This is a genomic window from Ardenticatena maritima (genome assembly GCF_001306175.1).
Lineage (GTDB): Bacteria > Chloroflexota > Anaerolineae > Ardenticatenales > Ardenticatenaceae > Ardenticatena > Ardenticatena maritima.
The window spans coordinates 396,212-415,910 of record NZ_LGKN01000004.1; the positions used below are offsets into that span (position 1 = coordinate 396,212).

The following is a 19,699-nucleotide window of genomic DNA, read 5'->3' on the forward strand; positions in this document are numbered from 1 at the left end:
TATTAGGACAGGAACAAACCGGCCAGCGCCAGCACACCGGCCAGCAAAATGACCAGATAGTTTTGTACACGACCGGTCTGCAACCGACGGAGACCGGCGGACAATTCATCAGCCATGAACCCTACCAGGTTGACCGTACCATCTACAACGTAGACATCAATGATACGCCCAACGTCGGCGAGGAAGCGCCCAAAGCGCCCCACACCGTTGACAATCGGGTCAATAATCCAGGCATCGTCAAACTTGAACAGGAAGTCGGCGAACGCCACCACTGGGCGCACCACCAGCGTGCTGTAAATTTCGTCCACGTAGTACTTGTTCTCCAACATGCGCCACAGCGGCTTCCCAATCAGCGGGATTTTGGCGAACAGGCGCGCCACCGGGTCCCGCTCGAAGGCGGAAACCGTAGCGTCTCCCGTCACATCCTTGTAGAGCCAAATTCCGCCGACAAGCCCAGCAATCGCCAGCAAGCTGGAAAGCGTCGCCACCGGCACCACAAAGGGCACGCCATGGTATTCATGCCCAAGCGCCGCCATATGCGTTTCCGCCAGGAAGTGGTGCAGCCAGCCGGCAATGCCCAGGCTTTCGGCAATCGCCCCCAACACAGGCGTGTTGTCGGGGATGTTGATCCAGCCAAAGCCAATCGAGAAGATAGCCAGCACCATCAGCGGCACCGTCATCGAGCGGGGCGACTCGTGGGCATGCTTCGCCGCTTCGGTGCGTTCCTTGCCCCAGAACACCAGCCCCAGCTGGCGCCCCATGTAGAACGCGGTGAGCACCGCGCCAATCGTCAGCAGCAGCCAGACGATGAAGGGGATAGCGCCATGCGTCAAGCCTTCATGCGTCCAGATTTCGTAGGCTTCAGCCAGGATTTCGTCCTTCGACCAGAAGCCCGCTGTGATGATGGGGATACCAGCCAGCGCCATCGTCCCGACAAGGTACGTCCAGAACGTTTCGGGCATGTGCTTGCGCAGGTTGCCCATGTTCCACATGTCCTGCGGGTCGGGGTGGTCATGATGATCGCCATGGCCATGGTTGTGGTGCGCCACATGGTGCACACCATGTTCCATACCGTGAATCACCGACCCCGAACCCAGGAAGAGCAGCGCCTTGAAGAAGGCGTGCGTGAGCATGTGGAACACACCGGCGATAAAGCCGCCAATGCCCAACGCCGCAAACATGTACCCCAACTGCGAGATAGTGGAGTACGCCAGCACACGCTTGATATCGTTTTGCGCCACAGCAATCGTTGCGGCAAAAACAGCGGTGAACGCACCAATCAGCGCCACGACGTTGAGCCACCAGGAGCCTTCCAGCGGCTCAAAGAGCGGCAACATGCGCGCGACCAGGAACACACCAGCCGCCACCATGGTCGCCGCGTGAATCATCGCCGAAACCGGCGTCGGGCCTTCCATCGCATCCGGCAACCAGACGTGCAGCGGGAACTGCGCACTCTTGCCCACCGCACCGCCGAAAATCAACAGCGCAATTGTGGGCAACGCCGGAATGTTCATAAAGCCCAGCGTAACCGTGGCTTCTTTCAACAATTCAATCTTTTCAGCCGTGAGAATTTCATAGAGGTTGAGCGAGCCCGTTTTGCTGTAGAGCAATGCCAACCCCATGAAGAGCAACACGTCACCAACGCGCGTGGTCAAAAACGCCTTCTTGGCGGCGTTGGCAGCCGAATCTTTGTAGAACCAGAAACCGATGAGCAAGTAGGAGCACAAGCCCATGATTTCCCACGCGATGAAGAGCAGCAACAAGTTACCGCTCACCACCAACGTGAGCATCCCCGCCAAGAAGAGCGAGACATAGGCAAAGAAGCGCGAATACTTCGGCTCCACGTAGGGCGCTTCCGGCATCTCCTTGCCGCCACTCAGGGTCAGGCGCAACCACTCCTCTTCGGAGATTTCGCGCTTGCCCAAATTGTGGTAGCCCGTGCTGTAAATGAAGATGAGCGTCGCCACGAACGGCACCATCACCAGCATGATCGCCGTCAGCGGGTCAACCATCACGCTCATCTTGAAAATGCTGGTCCCAGTGGGGAGCCAGTCGAGCACCTGCACGTGCGGATGCTCAGCCAGGTGTGCCCCCAGGCTGGCGAAGAAAACCGCCCACGAGAGCAACCAGGCGAGCGCCGCACCGACGATCGCAATCGTCGAGCTGAGGCGCTTGTTATCGCGCGTCAGCAGGATGATGCTCAGAAACGCCACGATCGGAAAGACCGGAATAAGCGGCGTGTAATTCAGGATAGATTCCATATCGTCGCCTCACCAACTCAATGGTCTGCACGCCTCGATGATTACCACTTCAGCAAATCAATTTCTTCAACATTGACGGTATCGCGCGAGCGATAGAGCGCACGCACCAGAGCCAGCGCCACAGCCGCTTCGGCGGCGGCGACCGTAATCACCACAATAGCGAACATCTGCCCGGCCAGCCCGTCCACCTCCACATAGCGCCAGAATGCCACCAGGTTGATATTGACCGCGTTGAGCATGAGCTCGATACCCATCAAAATCCCAATGGCATTGCGGCGCGAAAGGGCGCCAAACAAGCCAATACAGAAGAGCAGGGCGGCCACAATGAGATACCAATTCAACGGAATGCTCGACATAGGTCTCCTCGCCTCTGCTTATTCGTCCCTGACAATCACCAACGCGCCAATCAACGCCACCAGCAACACCCCCGAAGCCACCTCAAACGGCAAGAGGTAGTGCGTCATGAAGGCTTCACCCAATTGGACGGCAAAGTTGGCTACATCAGGTGCGTGGTCGGCAATGCGCCAGTCGCTCCCAGCGCGCACCAGCAAGAGCACTATGACCGCCGCCAGGGTGCTAGCCATCACAGCCGCCAGCGGCCACTGCCCTGTGTAACGCGGGCCTGGCTTCAGCCCCATGACGTCGGGGGTGAGCATAATCGCGAACAAAATGAGCACCGCAATCGCACCAATGTAGATGAGGATTTGCACAATCCCCAGAAAGCCGGCGTTCAACAGGATGAAGAGCACCGCCACGCCGGCAAACGTGCCAATCATCCAGAGTGCGGCTACGAACATGCTGCGAGCCGTCACCATTGCAAGCGCCGACCCCAGCATGAGCAGACTGGCGAGAATGAAAATGCCTTGTTCCAGTGTCATGCCGCCTGCACCTCCTGCTGTCGTGCCGTCGCGGCAGGCGTTGCCACACGCAACTGGCGCACCGTGCGGCGCACATACGGGCGATAAAGCACCATCAGCACGAAGAGCAACACCACGTTTGCCACGAAGTACACGACTGTCGTTGTCAACCACTCAGCACCTTGCACGACCAATTGCCCATCCTTCACCAGCGGGAAGAACGTCACCAGCACAGCCGTCATAATCGCATGCAGCAACGAAGCCGGTACAAGGAACTTCCACGCCAGGGATTGCAACTGGTCAATGCGCAAGCGCGGGAACGTCCCACGGAACCAGAACCAGACGTTGATGAGGATGAACGTCTTGATGACAAACCAGAGCCACGAGGGCAGCGGGATAATCCACGAGCGCCACCCACCGAGGAAAAGCGTCACCATGATGCAGGCCATCCCCAACGCCGCCACGAATTCCGCCATCTGGAAGAGGGCAAAGCGCATTCCCCCGTACTCGGTGTGATAGCCCGCAATCAATTCGGATTCGGCTTCGGGAATATCGAACGGGGAACGCGCCACTTCAGCGGCGGCGGAAATCAGGAAGACCACGAAAGCGAAGGGTTGCAAAAGCGCCAGCGGCACCGTCTGCACATCCACAAAGTCGCTCAACCGCAGCGACCCAACCATCAGCACCAGGCTGAGCACCACCAGCACCATGGGGATTTCATACGAGAGCATTTGCGCGGCGGCACGCATGCCACCCAACAGCGAATACTTGTTGCGGCTTGCCCAGCCCCCCATCACAATCGCAATTTCGGTCACCGAGCTGACCGCGATGAGGTAGAGCAACCCCACATCCAAATCCGATGCCACCATATCACGCCCAAACGGAATGACGGCGAACGCCATCATCGCGGGCGTCACCGCCAGCACAGGCGCCAGGTTGTAGACCACCTTGTGCGCCTGCGTGGGCACAATCATTTCCTTGGTGAACATCTTGATCCCGTCGGCAATGGGCTGCAACACCCCAAACGGACCGACGCGGTTGGGACCGATACGGTCCTGAATGCGCGCCACGACCTTACGTTCCAGATAGGTCATGTAAAGCATGGTCACGGCGGCAATCGTCATGATGATGAGCGCGCTCAACAACATACCGATAGCGCTCACCACTGGTTCGGGCAGCCACTGCGCCAGCAGTGAATGGAACCAATCCCCTATCGTAATGAACAAGCGATCGAGTTGCTGCATGGATCCTCCCTCGGACATTCAAAAAGCGCGTTTGGTGTTTAGAACCACGCCAGCGCGCCTTTTCGCCACGCGTAGAACAACCCTGCAACGAGGATGCCGGCGAAAATCAGCGCCTCCACCAACGCGAAGAGCCCGAGACGGTTGTACGCGACCGCCCACGGGTAGAGATAGACCACTTCGATATCGAAAATCACGAAAATCAGGGCGTACACGTAGTACTGCACTTTGAACTGAATCCAGGTCTCGCCGACCGTTTCAAGACCACATTCATACGTGGAGTTTTTGACGGGGTTGGCACGCTTGGGCCCCAACAACCACCCGCCAATCACCACTGCGGCCGGCAAGATAATGCCGACAAGCAAAAAAGCCCCCAAAACTGCGTATTCGCGCATGTTAGAGGTCCTCCATCATTGGATCCAACGAGTTGAACTTGGGAAAAGCAGGGGGAAAGACTGGCCCCCTCTCGCGCGGTTGCGCATTGTATCACAATCTCATTTCACCGCAAGCGCCTTTATTCACAAAGTCGGCGCGGACGTCTCACGAAGATAAGCGCGTCAAGTCGAGCCGTTCACGCAACTTCAAACCACGGTGGAATTTGGAACGCCGTTCAATGTCCAACCCAAATTCTTGCTGAAGCAGGGTAGCAATCTCGTGCAAGTGCTCTTCGTCGGCGTCCAGGCGGCGCTCCACTTCCAGCTCATACCAGGTTTCGGTCAAGTGCCCCGCGCGCAACTCGACCCGATCGTGGAACAATTCCGCCAAGAAACGCCCCCCTTGCATCACGGCTTTTCGCTCACGATACTGTTCGATGACAAACAGCTCTTCCAGTGGCAGCGTGTCAATCAACTGCAGCAGGGTATCACGCGCCCGCGAAGGGGGCCACGCATGGACGTGCAATGTGGGTGAGGGGAGCAATGCTTCAATTTCATTGCGGCGTTGCACACCCTCGGGTGTGACCGTCGCCAACGTCTTCAACGTCGCCACGGTGCGCCCCTTGCTGGTGCGAAAGCGCAAGCCGTAGCCCGCATGCAACAATTCACGCGCCGCGGTGTCGTAATAGACATCATGCACCTGGATCGGCGGCAGTGGTTTGAGCCGAAAGCGCCCTAACTCTTGTAGCGACCGAAAAGAATGCCAACCACCCGATGGGAGGCGAAACTTTACTTCAAATTCAACGCCCATGGTCGAACTCCTTTCGATTTGTCAGCTTTCGGCTCACAAACAAAACACAAAATCTCTTCATGATGAAACGGATTTTGCATTGTGCAGGCTATCATCGCCCGTTTATAGACTTTGTCAAACGCGAGTTTTTTCCAGGGCAGGGGGCAATTGCCAGTCTGAACGAGTTTTATAGAATGGAGCGCTTGCAACCGAGGAGCAACCAATGAACGCGAAACAGGTCAAGCGATTTCAGCAGATTGTCAACAAAGACGGGGGGATTGTCATCGGGTTGGCGCTCCTTGTGGCGCTTTTCTTTTGGCGCGTCTGGGCGCCCAACGCCGCCGACCGCCGTATCTTTCCCATCGGCGACTTCACCCATCAATACTGGCCGCTCCGCGCCTTCGCCGCGCGTGAACTGGCCGCCGGCCGCCTGCCTTTCTGGAATCCCCACATTTGGGGTGGACAACCCGGTCTGGCAGACCCCCAAATGGCGGCGCTCTATCCCCCCGCCGTCTTGAACGCTCTTTTGCACGGTGGTTCACTGCCCCTCATAGCGCTGGAATGGGAAGTGATTGCGCATGTCGCATGGGCAACCATCGGCATGTACATCCTCGCGCGCGCCGTCCTGCAAACAAAAACGCGCCTGCCGGCAATTGGTGCGGCGCTTGCGTTCGGCTTGGGCGGGTATCTCACCGGTTTCCCCGTGCAACAAGTCGCTATTATGGAAACGATCGCGTGGACGCCCTGGTGGCTGTGGACATTGCGCCGCGCCGCCCTCAGCCAACAGCGCCGGGAACGCATACGCTTCGCTTTGCTTGCCGCCGCCGTCTTCGCGCTGGCACTGCTTGCCGGACACCCCCAAAGTGCGCTCTACATGGCGTATCTGGGCTTTGCCTACACGCTCTTTTGCTTGTGGCATGCCCCCGTGCGCACATGGTCGCATCGTCTGCTCACGCTGGTGTTGCCCTTCGCGCTAGGGATTGCCCTCGCGGCTGTTCAACTGCTCCCCACACTCGACTTCATTGCTCGCTCGGAACGCCAGCAACTCGATTTTCAATTTGTCAGCCCTGGGCTGAACTGGCACGACGTGATTTTTCTGTTCGTCCCCAATGCGGACATCGGTACGCCGCTCTATCTGGGTCCCATCGTCCTCGTTCTGCTCGTCGCCGCCCTCAAAAGCCGGCATGCATCGCTTGAAAAATGGTTCTGGCTCAGCGTGGGACTGCTTTCGCTCCTGCTCGCATTTGGCGGCACAGGCGCCTTCTACGCCATCGCCTACCTGCTGCTCCCCGGCTGGAACGCCGTGCGCAACCAGGAACGCGCTCTGCTCATGTTCAGCGTAGCGCAAGCCTTGTTGGTCGGCTGGGGGCTGTTGGCGCTGATGACCCCGACAAACACGGTTCGCGCAACCGCCGCCCGTCTGAGCGCAGGAGTAGCCGCCGTTGGGTGGGTGCTGGTTTTCGCCCTCATGGCACTCGAAAGCCCGTTGACCAACGGCATCCTCATGCTGGCACTGTTCGGTTCGCTCGCATGGCTCATTGTCGCCTTTGCCGAAGAAGCGCCGCACCCCCTTGTGCCGGCGAGCCTGCTCACCGTGGTGCTGGCATTCAACTTGATGAGCGTCAATCAACGCTATCACCAGGGTCCCCCACCAGAAACCATCTGGCCTGAACGCACCCTCTACAACGTGATTGCCGAGACCGCCGGCCACCACCGCGTGAACGACGCCAGCCTGCTTCCGCCCGAAGGCAACGCCGGCATGCTGTACGGCTACGAAGCGCTAGGCGGCAACAACCCTTTGCGCCTGGAACGCACACGCCGCTTCTTGAACGCCATTGATTCGTGGTACGAGTGGAAACTGCTCGCGGTGCAGTACGTCGTCAGCCAGGACCCCAACCTGGACCCCAACGCCTTCTCGCGTCTCTACGAAGAAGAGGGGTTCTTCCTCTGGGAAGTGCGCGAACCGCGCCCCCGCGCCTGGTCGGTGGCGACGCTGGTGCAGATGACCGACGATGACGCTATCGCCGACCGTGTGGATGACCGCGACTTTGACGCGTACACCACCGCCATAGTGGAAGTCTCCCCGCCGCCTGTGGAAGGCACCGCCACCGTGAACGTGCTCGACCAGCGCACCGGCTTCTTGCAGGTTGGGGTGCAGGCGTCAGCGCCCACGTTTGTGGTACTGGCGGAAATCGCCGACCCTGGCTGGCACGCCACGCTCGACGGTCAACCCGTTGAGTGGTTGCGCACCGACGGCTTCATCATTGGCGTGCCCGTCCCCCCCGGTGAACACACGCTGACGCTCACCTACCGCCCACCGCGCTGGCTGTTGGGGCTGGGCGTCAGCAGCGTGGCGTGGTTGCTCTGGTGTGGGGGGCTCTTCTGGGCGTGGCGCAGCCACAGACGCGAGGAAGCCCATGCGGCCTAACGGGCTGGAACGCGCGTTGTGGTTGGCGTCAGCGGTACGCCGCCCCTGGCAGAACCGCACATTCCGCCCACCGCGCCGCGTGCTCATCATCAAACCGTGCTGTGTGGGCGATGTCCTGCTCGCGACGCCCACCCTTGCCGCCTTCCACCGCGCTTTTCCCCACGCCCAATTTGAGTGGCTGGTGGGCGCACACGCTCGCCCCATGCTGGTGAACAACCCCCGCCTGCATGCGCTCATCGCAAGCGGCAACGTTTTGGGTGGGGGCGCCTACACCTGGCGCGAATTCCTGACGCTCGCACGCCACCTACGCCGGCGGCGCTACGATACCGCCATCGTGCTTGAACGCTCCCCCCTGCTGGGACTTCTGGCGGCGCTTGCCGGTATCCCGCAACGCCTGGGGCTTGATTCCGGCGGGCGAGGGCTTTTTCACACGCACACTGCACCGGTGCCCGCCGAACTTCGCCACGAAGCCGAACTCTACCTTGACGTGGCGCGTGTTGTCGGCGTCCCCACCGACGGCGTACGCAGTGAATTCTACCCCACTGAAACGGCGCGCGCACGCATACACGCCCTGCTGGGCGAAACGCGCCCCATCGTCATTCACCCGGCGGGGGGCGAAAATCCCGGCATGGTCTTGCTCAGCAAGCGCTGGCCTGCCTCGCGCTTTGCGGCGGTGGCGCGCCACTTTGCCGCCCAGGGACGCCGCGTGGTGGTTATCGGTGGACCCAACGACCAGGCGCTGGCGAGCGACGTTGCCGGCACATGGGCGGAATCGCTTGCCGGTACGCTTTCATGGGATGAAACAGGCGCTCTGCTGGAACGCGCGGCGCTCTTCATCGGCAACGATACCGGCGCAATGCACCTTGCCGCGGCGTGCGGCGCGCCCGTCATCGCCATCTTCGGCCCCAGCGACCCCGCCCGCTACGCGCCCTACACCCCGCGCAGCCTCACGCTCTGGCACCGCGTAGGGTGCAACCCCTGTTTTGAGCATGGACGCGCCCGCCCCGATTGTTGCCCCAACCGCGCCATTGAAGCGGTCTCGGTGGATGAAGTGATTGCCGCCGCCGAGCACCTCCTCGGCGCGGCGTCGGCATAAAAAAAGCCACCCGTGCAGGGTGGCCGTTTTGCCAAGGGCAACCTTTTACTCTTTCGGCTTGTCTTGTGCGCTCGATTCCTGCTGTTCTTTCTGCAAACGCTTGTAATCCACAAACCGATAGCCCGTGCCGTACTCGGTCAAAATGTAGCGTGGGTTGCTGGGGTCGGGTTCGATTTTTTTGCGCAGATAGGTGATGTACAGCCGCACATACTCCGGCGTGCCCTGGTACTCGTGCCCCCACACTTTCGCCAGCAACATGTCATGCGTCATCACCCAGCCCGCATTCTTCACCAGGTGGTAGAGCAACTTCCACTCAGTGGGGCGCAGTTTGACCCGCTTCCCCCCCACAATCACCTCCTGATTGCGGAAATCAATCGTGAGATAATCATCAATTTTGAGCAAGCCTTCTTCGGTTTCCACCTGGCGCGTGCGCCGCAACACCGCCCGAATGCGGCTGACCAACTCGCGCGGGCTGAACGGCTTGCCCAGATAGTCGTCGGCGCCCAAATCCAAACCGCGCACGCGGTCTTCTTCATCGTTGCGTACCGTCAGCATGATGACGGGGACGTCGCTCACTTCGCGAATGTACTGCAACGTCTCAAAGCCATCCAATTTGGGCATGCGCACATCCAGCAAGACCAAATCGGGCAGCCAATCGCGCACTTTTTCGAGCGCTTCCATCCCGTCGGCGGCTTCTTCAACCAGAAAGCCCTCTGATTCAAGGTTCATGCGAATGAAGCGCCGCATGCGGTCTTCGTCATCCACAATGAGAATTTTCGCTTTGCTCTCACTCATAGCGTGGCTCCATGCGTCGTTTGCGCGAATTCATGGGGAGAGCATACCAGAAAGCCGACCAACCGAAAAATCGCCGCTCAGGTGCTCGCTACCGTGGGCGTTTCGTCTTCGACCGGTTCGACGAGCAAGGTCATGCCTTCCAGCCCCACCACACGCACCCGCCGCCCCACGTCAAGCGTGCCGTTCAGGCTCCGCGCGCGCCAGACTTCGCCATGCACATGCACAATGCCTTCCGGCGTCAGGGGTTCGCGCACCACCCCCACCAGTCCAATCATGCCCTCCTGTCCCGTGACGGGCGGCTTTTTGCGCAAGCGCACCACTGTGGTCAGCACGAAAATCGAGAACAACACCAGCAGCACCGCCATTGTCAGCAGGAAGGGGAGCGACACGGTGGCGTACTCACGCCCGTTGAAGAGCAAAAGCCCCGCAAGCACAAACGCAATACCGCCCCCCAGCGCAAACACCCCCACCGAGGGGGAAAGAACTTCCAGGAAGAAGAGGAAGAACGCCAACAGCAGCAAGCCCAAGCCGGCAAAATTGGCGTCCAGCACGCCCAGCGCATAAAAGCCGAGCACCAGGGCAATCACGCCAAAAATGCCCGCGACATAGCCGCCTGGGCTTTGCAATTCGATGAGAATGGCGACCCCCGCCAGCGAGAGCAACAACAGCGCAATGTTGGGGTCGGCAATGGTGTGCAGGAATTGTTCCAGCGGCGTCATGGGCAGTTCGACGATGACGGCATCGCGCAGGTGCAATGTGTGCGGTTCCCCCTGCACTTCCACGCTCACCCCGTCCACCTGTTCAAGCAAGTCGGGCACATCGCGCGCAATGGCATCAATCAACCCCAATTCCAGCGCCTCATCCGCCGTAGCGACAACGGCTTCGCGCACAGCCAGTTCTGCCCATTCCGCGGCGTCGGGTCCTCGCCGTTCGGCATGCGCGCGAATACTGGCGACAAGGTCGTTGGTGATTTTCCTCGCCAGCGTTTCGTCCATCTCGGCACCGCTAGCGTCCACCGGCGACGCCGCGCCCATGGTGGTTTTGGGCGCCATCGCCGCCACATGCGCCGCCAGCACCACGAACGTCCCCGCCGAAGCCGCCCGTGCCCCGCTCGGCCAGACAAAGACCGCCACCGGCACTTGGGCGTTGTCCAGGTGGCGCACCACATCGCCCATCACCTCCACAGAGCCGCCGGGCGTGTCAAGCCGCAAGACAATCAACTCGGCGTCCCGTTGCAGGGCTTCTTTCTCCGCACGTTCCAAGTACGAGACCAGAACGGGTGTGACAGGCCCCTCAAACGTGAGTACCAGCACCTGCGGGCGTTCGCTTTGCGCCAGCGCCGCCAGCGGGTGAACGATATTCGCCCAAACCAGCAACAACAACACCGTCAACGACCAGAGCGTGCGCCCTTTTGTGTTCATCGGTATCACCTTCCCCTTTCGTTAGCCATTGTGTTGATCCTATTGTACCAACACTACGCCCAGCAACAACAGCCCTCTTTGTTGTACGTCTCCCCGGCATCATGCGTTGCCGCACCATGCGGCAAAAGCCAAAAGCCGCCCCACGTGTGCGGAGCGGCTTGGGAAACGACGCCACGATCGCTTTTAGAGTTCGTGCAGCGGTAGCGGTTCGCCGCTTTCTTCCAACACCTCTTCCGGCGAAAGGCGCAGTGCCCAGCGCAACAAGGGCGGTGTAAGAAGCGTTGTCGCCAGCACCATGAGCACCGTCACGGCGAAAATGTCGGCGCCGATAACGCCCTGGCTGAGCCCAATGGTGGCGACAATCAAGCCCACCTCGCCGCGCGAAATCATGCCAACACCCAGTTGAAACGCCGCCCGCGGTTCAAAGCCGCCCAGCCGTGCGCCGACACCGCACCCCACCACTTTGCCAAGCACCGCCACCAGCACCAGCAACCCCCCGAAGAGCCATTGTTGCTGGTTCAACACGCGCAAATTGGCGTTCAACCCAATGTTGACCAGGAAAACGGGCACCAGAAAGCCAAACGCAATGGGGAAAAGCCGGTCGGCGATTTTGTGTTGCAGGCGGCTTTGCGTGAGAATGAGCCCCGCAAGGAAAGTGCCCGTGATAGGCGCGACGGCGCCCAGCGTTTCCGCCGCCCAGCCGTAGATGAACATGATGGCCAGCACCGCCGCCACCATGGACTCCGCGAGCGGAATTTCATCCATCCACTCGACAAAGCGCGGCAACACCGCACGCCCAACCACGTAGCCGCCGACGAGGAAGAGCACCATGCGCACCACCAGCCACACCAAGCCCGCGCCGGTGGAACCAGCCCCCGCCAGTGCGACGAAGAGGCTGAGAATGAGAATGCCCAACACGTCGTCCACCACTGCCGCGCCAAGCAGCGCAATCCCCACTTTGGAACGCAAGTAGCCCAACTCCATGAGCGTTTGCGCGGAGATACTCACGCTTGTGGCGGTGAGAATAATGCCGATGAAGACCGCTTCCAGGCCCGGATAGCCGAACAGGAGCGCCAGCAACGCCCCCAACACGAGCGGGACAACCACACCAGAAACCCCCGCCCAGACGGCAACCGCGCCACTGCGAAAAAATTCCTCCGGCTCGATTTCCAGCCCCGCCAGGAACATGAGCACCAGCACGCCCAGTTCCGCCAAGAGGTGGAACGTTTCTTGCATGGTTTCATGGTGTTCGGCGAAGATCGGCCAGCCAAGCAAGCCGAGGACGGTCGGTCCTAAAATCAAGCCGGCTAGCAATTCCCCCAGCACCGCCGGCTGGTCGAAACGGGTGCTGAGCCACCCCAGCCCCTTCGCTGTCAACAAGACAATTGACAATGTAAGAAACAAGACCAATGTTGCTGACATATCTCCCTCCCATAAAAAAACCGGCACGGCCTGGCGCGCCGGTGTCAAGCGTGATAGTCCAATTATAGCCCCATCTGAAATAGACTCAACCTCCGTTTGTGTAGTCCCTTCCCGCCCAAATGGGCTACGGGGCTTGCACCTGAACAACGCCCAAGCGCCACTCGTCGCCCCCCTCAGCCAGCGGCAACCGCGCGCCGCTCACGCTATCGTACAGCCCCACGTACAGCCCATATTCGCCCGGCGGCGTCTCCGCCGGCACATTGACCAGGTGCTCATCCACGATGATTTCGCCCGCCTGCCACCCGTTGGTGGGCGCTTCACCGCCCGCCGGTTCGGCGTCATGCTGTGCCACCACGCGGTTTTGGGCGTCGCGCAGGTGGACGAACACTTTGAAGCGCGCTTCGGTGGCACCGCCCGCCTGCCAGATGAGCACCACCGGCGCCGTTTCACCCGCTCGCACGGTCGCCGGCCATTCAGCGCGCGCCAACTGAACGCCTTGCGCCCACGCCGCCCCCACAGGCGTCCCTCGCTCCGGCATCTCGAACCGACGCGGGCGGTCTTCCACACGCAACCGCCCCACTGCAAGCCACTCAGTGCGGCGCAGCCCCCACCAGCGCGCCCACGGTAGCGGTTCGCCCCGCGCATCGCGCAGGCGCACACGCACCACGGCATCGCCCGCCGGACCCGACGGCGAAACCGCAAGCGTGCGCCGCACCTGCACAAGTGTGGGCGCGGTGAGACGCGACGGCTCGGCGAATGCAGGGAGCACTGTGCCTTCGGCGCGCGCCAGGCGCGTGCCATCCTCGGCGACCAATTCAACGTCGAAGAAGGCATCCGCCAAGGCGGGGGGCACTTCCACGTAGAAGGCAAGCGCCACAGATTGCCCCACGCGCACCGTTTCGGGCCAGGGGTCAGCCCCCACCAAACGCGCCTCGCCCGCCTGCCCACGCAGGCGCACCGGCGCGCGCCATTCCGCCTGATGGGGGTTGGGTTGCACATGCACCTGCCCCAGCGAAACGTCGGGCGAACCGTTGGCGTGAACCAGCGGCTCGCCGGTCTCGGCGTCATAGAGCAAGAAACGCACTTCATACACGCCGGGCGGCGTGCCCATGGGAAGACGCACGCTGTGCGGCGAACGCCGATAACTCCCAGGCGACCAAGTTGTTGTTGGCGACAATCCCGCAAATGGGAACTGGTCTTCCTGCACCCACAGCGTGCCGTCGGGGGCGAACAGGCGCACACTCACTTTGAGGTTGCGTTGCAAAGGGCGCTCGTTGTACCAAACCAGGTCGAAGAAAAAGCGTTCGCCCGCCGCCACTTCACGCGAAGGAACCCGCGCGCCTTCAAGGCGCAGCCCTTCCGCGGGATAGGCTATGTTGAGCGGTACATTCGTCGGTTGCGGTCTGTCGGCAACCGCGCCGTGCGGGTCGTAGTATGTCACGCCCAGCGCCACCGTTTGCCCGTGGAAGAAGCGCGCGTCCAGCACGTCGGCGGCTTGCATGAACCAGGCATCTATCAGGTTATCGGGGTCGGCGAGCGAGTTGCCGGGGCTATGCACATACCAAATGCGTTCGGCGCTTTGCAGTGTGTCCGAAAAATGTTGACGCGCCACAGGCATCTCAGCATGCGTGCCGTAGCGCGGCAACGCCGTCCACGGCAAGGTAGGTTGCTCGTATTCCAGCACATGCGAGAGCACCGGATCGTGCAACACCACCAGGTCGCCGGGGCGAAAATGGTCGGCAATGTAAGCAAACATGCCGCGTGTATCATCCTTCTGATACGCCGGATCAACGAAGTACGCCGCCGTGCTCACGCCCAGCGCCAGCAACCAGCACGCGAGCAACGCGCCACTCGCCGCCGCGCCCACACGATGACGCGCCGCTAACGCCGCCAAGCCTACGCCCGCCAGCAGGTAAAACGCCGGGCTGATGACCATGAGGTGCCGCACGCCCTGGTACATCGGCTTGACGTACCCCGCCAGATACATCGCCAGCACAGGCAGAACCACCAACCCCAGCCACGCCGTCGCCGCCAGCCACCGGCTGCGCCCTGGGAACCAGTGGCGCGTGCGTCCGCCCACGCTCCACGCGCCCCACACCAGCGCCAGCACCGCAATGGCTTCAATGGGTGTGGAATACGTCACAGGAAGCGAAATGCCCACCGTAAACCCGTGAAGCAGGTCGCGCGCCATGACATGGAGCGGCACGAAGAAGAAATCACGCTCAACAACGCCCAGGCGCTTGATGATGAAGGGCACGAACGGCGCGACTACCGCCGCCGCAACAGCCGCCGCCAGCAAGTAGAGGCGTATATGCCGCCGCCCCAGGGTGAAGAACAAGAAGACAAATTGCGCGCCCAGGAAGAAAAGCGCCGCGTAGTGCGTCCACGCAAGCGCCGCGGCAGTCAACAGGTACAAAGCGACTGTGCGGCGGGTGGGGGTTTCCACCAGACGCACCAGCGCATAGAGCGACAACGCCGCCAGCGCCACCAGCATGGCATACATGCGCACTTCCTGCGCATACCAGAGGTAGAGCGGACTCAGGGCAACCAAAGCCGCCGCAATGCCGCCGGCGCGCCGCCCAGCAAGGCGGGCGGTGGCGATGAAGAGGAGCGGAATGGTGAGCAGACTCCACCAGACGGAGAAGAGGCGCACGGCGAAAGGGCTCATGCCAATGGCGTGCCGCACCGCCCACAACAGCAGGAAGTAGAGCGGGGGGTGGGTGTTCTGGGTCGGCACGCCCTGCACTTCAATCACCCCCGACCAGACGACCGCCAGGGGTTGGCGAATTTGCCAGAGGGTCAATCCTTCATCCTGCCAGAAGGTGCGCTCGGAAAGCCCTTGCGTGCGAATGAACCACGCCGTCAAGATGAGCACACTCACCCAGGCAAGGGAACGCCAGCGTGTTGTATGCGTTCTGGTCATCATCGTTCCTGTGCGTCGTCGTCCAAACGCCATGTTGTGCCGTCAAACATCAGGCGGGCGACAGGTATAGCGTCGCCAAAGACGGCATCGCGCGGCGTCACTGCAAGCCGCCGCCCGGTTTCGGGATGATAGAGCCCCACGATAATGGCATACACACCGGGGGGCACATCATTCGGCAAGGGCAACATGTGCTCGTCCGGCACCAGGTCGCCCGCCTGCCACGCCCATGTGGGCATGAACCCGTCGCGCGGCGGCGCATCCGCCTGTGTGATCGGCGACGTGAGTGTATCCGCCGGCACCAGGTGCACAAATACGGTGTACCCCGCCGAGGGGGGCTGTTGCGCCAACCATGTGAGACGCACAGCCGCCTGCGCCCCGTCAAGCGCCACCTCATGCGCGAGAAGGGCAATGCCGTCATCGAAGGTCGCCAGTGGCGCGGTGTGTTCTCCAAACGCAGGGCGTTTGATAACAACCCGCCCGACAGCGGGCAACGACGGCTGGCGACCTTCGGGCGTCAGCCAGGGAAGTGGCTCGCGCGTCTCATAGCGATACACATTCACCCACAACGCGGCGAGTACCGGCGTATCCGCCGTCTCGGAGACGGGTATCCAGTGTGGGTCGGTGACGATTTCGCCCACTTGCCAGAACGTGGTGGGGTATGTTCCCCCACCGGGGTAGGAATCATGTTGCCCCAAAAATTCGTCGCGGTAGCCGTACAATTTGGTGCTCACGCTGTACGCTTCGTGAAGCGGGGTATCGGCTTGCCAGTAGAGCACAACGCGCGCCATCGCTCCCGGTTCAAGCACGCGCGGCGATATGGTGTACCCCAGAAGCGTCATCGCGCCGGTGCGCCAGTTGAGACGGACCATTTCGTCTGGCAACGCTATCTGCTCGCCATGCGGCGGTGGTGTGTACGCGGGGCGAATCACACCCAGCGGGAGCCAGAGCGCCGAGAGCGCCCAGGCTGAGCAGGCGAGCCATGCCAGCCGCACACGCCATCGTGCGGGCGTGATGGTGCGCAGCCCGACGCCCAAAAGCAGCATGAGCGGAGCGAGCGCGGGGAAAAGCAAACGCCCCTGCGCCCCCGGCGTGATACGCGCCCAGTTGAACACCCCCGCAAGGATGAGAAGCGGCCACACCAGCACCACGCCCCACATCAGGGCGGTGCGCCATGCGATACTGTGGCGGCGCAGCCAAACCCGCCACGCCTGCACGCCAAGCCCCACAAGCGCCGCCAGCGTCAACACATCGAGCAGGGTGTACCACCAGCGGGGCGCAAGAATGTTGAACCAGCCGAAAACGCCCCAAAATGAAAAGCGCAAGCCGCTGAACGCCCACAGCATGAAGGAAAAGGAGCGAGGCTTGCTATACCGCCCCACAATCTCCAACATCGCCGAAACGCCTGTGGGGTCGCCGTAGAGCGTCCAGTTGCGCCAGTACCACCAGCCCGCGATGATGAGCACGCCAACGCCAATGGCGACCAGCACGACCAGCGGGCGCACGCGATGGGGTGCAGGCTTGCCGCGCCATTCCAGCAGAAGCAACACCGGAGCGGCAACCACCAGAAAGAAGAGCCCGTTCAGTTTGGCCAGCGCCAGCGCCCCCGCCAGCACGCCCAAGAGCAGCGTTTCGCCCCACGCAAGCCCCTGAAAGCGGATGGCTCGCAAAAGCATCCAGAGACAGAGTGTCGCCAGAGCGGTGACCGTGGCATCATTGCTGACGGCGCTGCTGATGAAGAGAAATTGGGGCAACGCCGCCAGCCAAGCGGCGATGAAGAGCGCCGTTTCTGGCATGGTGGGGAGCAACAGGCGCGCCATGCGCCAGGTGGCCCAGACCGTGAGCACCCCCATGACCACCGAAAGCCACCGCGCCAGATGAACGCCCCACACGAAGGCGGCGGGGAGTTCTGTGGTGGGGGGATGGAGAAAGGCGTTCTTGTTGTCAGGTGCAAGCGGTTGCCCAATCGCAGCGTGCGGGTTTTCCGCCAGGGCGTCGTAGGGAATCTCGTCCCGCAACGGCCAGAGCACCAATGAGGCAAGCCAATGGTAAAGTGGGGGCTGGCTTGCTTCTTGCTTCCAAGGTGTTGATTTTGAGGCGGCGCTTTGCACAGGCAGGCGCTGTTCGCGTGCCAAATGAAGCGCAAAATAAAAGTGTTCCGATTCGTCGGGCTTCTCAAAAAAGGGCGTCGCCCAATCGTACACCCCCGCGGCAAAGAGGAAAAAGAGCACTACCGCCAGAAACCAACGCCTGCTTCCGGCGATGCGGTGTGTCGCACGTTGTTCTTCCGCCAAATGGACGCGCATCATCTCTCCACATGCAAAGACGCGGCACAAAGCCGCGTCTCGTAGCGTACTGTCGGGATTATAGCAAGCGTTGAGGAAGCACCAAATCGGGGCTATGTTGGCTGGTTGCTTCCTTTACAACTTGATCAAGAAGCGCAAGAGCGCAAAACAGATACCCCTAAACAGCATGAAAAGCGCGATAATATCCGTGAGCGGCGCCTCAAAACAATGACCAGCGTCAGATCGCCACCGAGGTACAACGAGACAAGAAAACTCCCCCAGATACCGACCACCAAAAATCCGTAAAGTACGGTGATTGGGGTTCTGCCGACAAGCAAGCCTCTTTCACGCAGCCAACACGCTGGTTTTATCAGTAAGTGCCTTGGCCACAAGAACCGTTGGAAGCACAAAAAGAAAGAAATGAAAAGCAATACCCCATACTATGAACGACATTGGATTTCCATCGCTCATATGGCCCCAAGCGATGAAAACCATATTAACTATCGCTAGTACCAGGCAAAGTACGCCTATCTCTTGCTTTCGCCAAATACCCAAGAGTACAAAACAGATGCCCCAAAACATCATGAGCAGCGCGATAATATCCGAGAGCATCGCCTCAAAACGATGCGGTCCCTCCACCAGCGTCAGATCGCCGTTGAGATACAATGAGACAAGAAAACTCCCCCACATACCGGCCATCAAAAATCCGTAAAGTATTGTCGCCATTCTGAGCAGTTTGGTGTTTTCCATTGCTTGTAGCCTCCTTTACGGTCATCATGGGGCTGCCAGTAGGCAGCCCTTTCATGCAGAACGCTCACGCAGCCAACACGCTGGTTTTATCAGTAAGTGCCTTGGTCACAAGAACCGTGGGAAGCACCAAAAGGAAGAGATCGAAAATAATGCCCCATACTATGAATGACATTGGATTTCCATCGCTCATGTGAACCCATGCAATAAAAACCATATTAACTATCGCTAGTACCAGGCAAAGTACGCCTATCTCTTGCTTTCGCCAAATACCCAAGAGTACAAAACAGATGCCCCAAAACATCATGAGCAGCGCGATAATATCCGAGAGCATCGCCTCAAAACGATGCGGTCCCTCCACCAGCGTCAGATCGCCGTTGAGATACAATGAGACAAGAAAACTCCCCCACATACCGGCCATCAAAAATCCGTAAAGTATTGTCGCCATTCTGAGCAGTTTGGTGTTTTCCATTGCTTGTAGCCTCCTTTACGGTCATCATGGGGCTGCCAGTAGGCAGCCCTTTCATGCAGAACGCTCACGCAGCCAACACGCTGGTTTTATCAGTAAGTGCCTTGGTCACAAGAACCGTGGGAAGCACAAAAAGGAAGAGATCGAAAATAATGCCCCATACTATGAACGACATTGGATTTCCATCGCTCATGTGGCCCCATACGATGAAAACCATATCAACTATCACTAGTACCAGGCAAAGTACGCCTATCTCTTGCTTTCGCCAAACGCCCAAGAGCACAAAACAGATGCCCCAAAACATCATAAGAAGCGTCTGGATATCCGAGAGCATCGCCTCAAACCGATACGGCCCCTCCACTAACGTCAGATCGCCGTTGAGATACAATGAGACAAGAAGAATCCCGAATATACCGTCTACCAAAAATCCATAAAGTATTGTCGCCATTCTGAGCAGTTTAGTGTTTTCCACTGCTTGTAGCCTCCTCACAGTTTGGTTTGGTGCAAAGAACTTTTGCGCAGTGAGTATAGCAATCCAAAATACGCTTGTATAGGTACACGCGTACTCAATTCATGAGTACATTTGTACCCAC

17 protein-coding genes are annotated in these 19,699 nt (G+C 60.1%); 3 read left to right on the forward strand and 14 right to left on the reverse strand.

Features of this window, described 5'->3' with window-relative positions:
- Positions 1–2: 2 nt before the first annotated feature.
- The 6 genes from nuoL to SE16_RS06555 all read right to left on the reverse strand — a co-directional run bounded on the left by nuoL (position 3) and on the right by SE16_RS06555 (position 5,544).
- On the reverse strand, positions 3–2,261 hold the full coding sequence (gene nuoL, locus SE16_RS06530; protein ID WP_054493724.1) for an NADH-quinone oxidoreductase subunit L: 2,259 nt from the start codon (positions 2,259–2,261) through the stop codon (positions 3–5).
- A gap of 41 nt (positions 2,262–2,302) precedes the next feature.
- On the reverse strand, positions 2,303–2,617 hold the full coding sequence (gene nuoK, locus SE16_RS06535; RefSeq protein ID WP_054493725.1) for an NADH-quinone oxidoreductase subunit NuoK: 315 nt from the start codon (positions 2,615–2,617) through the stop codon (positions 2,303–2,305).
- Between the two features lie 18 nt (positions 2,618–2,635).
- Complete coding sequence (locus SE16_RS06540; RefSeq protein WP_082374368.1) at positions 2,636–3,139, reverse strand: NADH-quinone oxidoreductase subunit J family protein; 504 nt, start codon at positions 3,137–3,139, stop codon at positions 2,636–2,638.
- Entirely contained in the window at positions 3,136–4,362 is a 1,227-nt protein-coding gene (nuoH, locus tag SE16_RS06545; RefSeq protein WP_054493726.1) for an NADH-quinone oxidoreductase subunit NuoH, read from the reverse strand. Before nuoH ends, SE16_RS06540 begins: the two co-directional genes overlap by 4 nt.
- 38 nt (positions 4,363–4,400) lie before the next feature.
- On the reverse strand, positions 4,401–4,754 hold the full coding sequence (locus tag SE16_RS06550; protein ID WP_054493727.1) for an NADH-quinone oxidoreductase subunit A: 354 nt from the start codon (positions 4,752–4,754) through the stop codon (positions 4,401–4,403).
- A 145-nt stretch (positions 4,755–4,899) separates the two neighbouring features.
- Positions 4,900–5,544, reverse strand: a complete 645-nt coding sequence (locus SE16_RS06555) for a CYTH domain-containing protein (RefSeq protein WP_054493728.1) — start codon at positions 5,542–5,544, stop codon at positions 4,900–4,902.
- Between the two features lie 62 nt (positions 5,545–5,606).
- Between SE16_RS06555 and SE16_RS15955 the strand changes: the two genes are divergently transcribed.
- Genes SE16_RS15955 through waaF form a run of 3 tightly spaced genes read left to right on the forward strand, consistent with a single transcriptional unit; the run spans position 5,607 to position 9,047 of the window.
- Positions 5,607–5,750 (forward strand): hypothetical protein, encoded by a 144-nt coding sequence (locus SE16_RS15955; RefSeq protein ID WP_161804518.1) that lies wholly within the window; start codon positions 5,607–5,609, stop codon positions 5,748–5,750.
- Complete coding sequence (locus tag SE16_RS06560; protein WP_060687387.1) at positions 5,747–7,951, forward strand: YfhO family protein; 2,205 nt, start codon at positions 5,747–5,749, stop codon at positions 7,949–7,951. Before SE16_RS15955 ends, SE16_RS06560 begins: the two co-directional genes overlap by 4 nt.
- Entirely contained in the window at positions 7,941–9,047 is a 1,107-nt protein-coding gene (gene waaF, locus SE16_RS06565) for a lipopolysaccharide heptosyltransferase II (protein ID WP_054493730.1), read from the forward strand. Before SE16_RS06560 ends, waaF begins: the two co-directional genes overlap by 11 nt.
- Before the next feature lie 45 nt (positions 9,048–9,092).
- Here the strand turns inward: waaF and SE16_RS06570 are convergent, their stop codons facing one another.
- The 8 genes from SE16_RS06570 to SE16_RS06605 all read right to left on the reverse strand — a co-directional run bounded on the left by SE16_RS06570 (position 9,093) and on the right by SE16_RS06605 (position 19,554).
- A complete protein-coding gene (locus tag SE16_RS06570; protein ID WP_054493731.1) occupies positions 9,093–9,842 on the reverse strand; it encodes a response regulator transcription factor in 750 nt (249 codons plus the stop codon).
- Between the two features lie 77 nt (positions 9,843–9,919).
- On the reverse strand, positions 9,920–11,263 hold the full coding sequence (locus SE16_RS06575; protein ID WP_054493732.1) for an NfeD family protein: 1,344 nt from the start codon (positions 11,261–11,263) through the stop codon (positions 9,920–9,922).
- Positions 11,264–11,446: 183 nt separating this feature from the next.
- Positions 11,447–12,685, reverse strand: coding sequence for a cation:proton antiporter (locus tag SE16_RS06580; protein ID WP_054493733.1), 1,239 nt, complete (start codon positions 12,683–12,685; stop codon positions 11,447–11,449).
- A gap of 124 nt (positions 12,686–12,809) precedes the next feature.
- On the reverse strand, positions 12,810–15,608 hold the full coding sequence (locus tag SE16_RS06585; protein WP_054493734.1) for a glycosyltransferase family 39 protein: 2,799 nt from the start codon (positions 15,606–15,608) through the stop codon (positions 12,810–12,812).
- Positions 15,608–17,911 carry an ArnT family glycosyltransferase gene (locus tag SE16_RS06590; RefSeq protein WP_054493735.1) on the reverse strand — a complete coding sequence of 768 codons (2,304 nt, stop codon included), beginning with the start codon at positions 17,909–17,911 and terminating at the stop codon, positions 15,608–15,610. The genes SE16_RS06585 and SE16_RS06590 overlap by 1 nt, the downstream gene beginning before the upstream one ends.
- 324 nt (positions 17,912–18,235) lie before the next feature.
- On the reverse strand, positions 18,236–18,640 hold the full coding sequence (locus SE16_RS06595) for a hypothetical protein (protein ID WP_060687389.1): 405 nt from the start codon (positions 18,638–18,640) through the stop codon (positions 18,236–18,238).
- 64 nt (positions 18,641–18,704) lie between these two features.
- On the reverse strand, positions 18,705–19,109 hold the full coding sequence (locus tag SE16_RS06600) for a hypothetical protein (protein WP_060687391.1): 405 nt from the start codon (positions 19,107–19,109) through the stop codon (positions 18,705–18,707).
- A gap of 64 nt (positions 19,110–19,173) precedes the next feature.
- Positions 19,174–19,554 (reverse strand): hypothetical protein, encoded by a 381-nt coding sequence (locus tag SE16_RS06605; RefSeq protein ID WP_161804519.1) that lies wholly within the window; start codon positions 19,552–19,554, stop codon positions 19,174–19,176.
- Between the last annotated feature and the right edge of the window lie 145 nt (positions 19,555–19,699).

Bases quoted from the DNA above. Each gene is read 5' to 3' on its own strand.
- SE16_RS06575 (WP_054493732.1), bottom strand. From the start codon at position 11,263: ATGAACACAAAAGGGCGCACGCTCTGGTCGTTGACGGTGTTGTTGTTG.
- SE16_RS06580 (WP_054493733.1), bottom strand. From the start codon at position 12,685: ATGTCAGCAACATTGGTCTTGTTTCTTACATTGTCAATTGTCTTGTTG.
- SE16_RS06590 (WP_054493735.1), bottom strand. From the start codon at position 17,911: ATGCGCGTCCATTTGGCGGAAGAACAACGTGCGACACACCGCATCGCC.
- SE16_RS06600 (WP_060687391.1), bottom strand. From the start codon at position 19,109: ATGGAAAACACCAAACTGCTCAGAATGGCGACAATACTTTACGGATTT.
- SE16_RS06585 (WP_054493734.1), bottom strand. From the start codon at position 15,608: ATGACCAGAACGCATACAACACGCTGGCGTTCCCTTGCCTGGGTGAGT.
- SE16_RS06570 (WP_054493731.1), bottom strand. From the start codon at position 9,842: ATGAGTGAGAGCAAAGCGAAAATTCTCATTGTGGATGACGAAGACCGC.
- SE16_RS06605 (WP_161804519.1), bottom strand. From the start codon at position 19,554: ATGGCGACAATACTTTATGGATTTTTGGTAGACGGTATATTCGGGATT.
- nuoH (WP_054493726.1), bottom strand. From the start codon at position 4,362: ATGCAGCAACTCGATCGCTTGTTCATTACGATAGGGGATTGGTTCCAT.
- waaF (WP_054493730.1), top strand. From the start codon at position 7,941: ATGCGGCCTAACGGGCTGGAACGCGCGTTGTGGTTGGCGTCAGCGGTA.
- SE16_RS06540 (WP_082374368.1), bottom strand. From the start codon at position 3,139: ATGACACTGGAACAAGGCATTTTCATTCTCGCCAGTCTGCTCATGCTG.
- nuoL (WP_054493724.1), bottom strand. From the start codon at position 2,261: ATGGAATCTATCCTGAATTACACGCCGCTTATTCCGGTCTTTCCGATC.
- SE16_RS06560 (WP_060687387.1), top strand. From the start codon at position 5,747: ATGAACGCGAAACAGGTCAAGCGATTTCAGCAGATTGTCAACAAAGAC.
- SE16_RS06550 (WP_054493727.1), bottom strand. From the start codon at position 4,754: ATGCGCGAATACGCAGTTTTGGGGGCTTTTTTGCTTGTCGGCATTATC.
- SE16_RS06555 (WP_054493728.1), bottom strand. From the start codon at position 5,544: ATGGGCGTTGAATTTGAAGTAAAGTTTCGCCTCCCATCGGGTGGTTGG.
- nuoK (WP_054493725.1), bottom strand. From the start codon at position 2,617: ATGTCGAGCATTCCGTTGAATTGGTATCTCATTGTGGCCGCCCTGCTC.
- SE16_RS06595 (WP_060687389.1), bottom strand. From the start codon at position 18,640: ATGGAAAACACCAAACTGCTCAGAATGGCGACAATACTTTACGGATTT.
- SE16_RS15955 (WP_161804518.1), top strand. From the start codon at position 5,607: ATGAAACGGATTTTGCATTGTGCAGGCTATCATCGCCCGTTTATAGAC.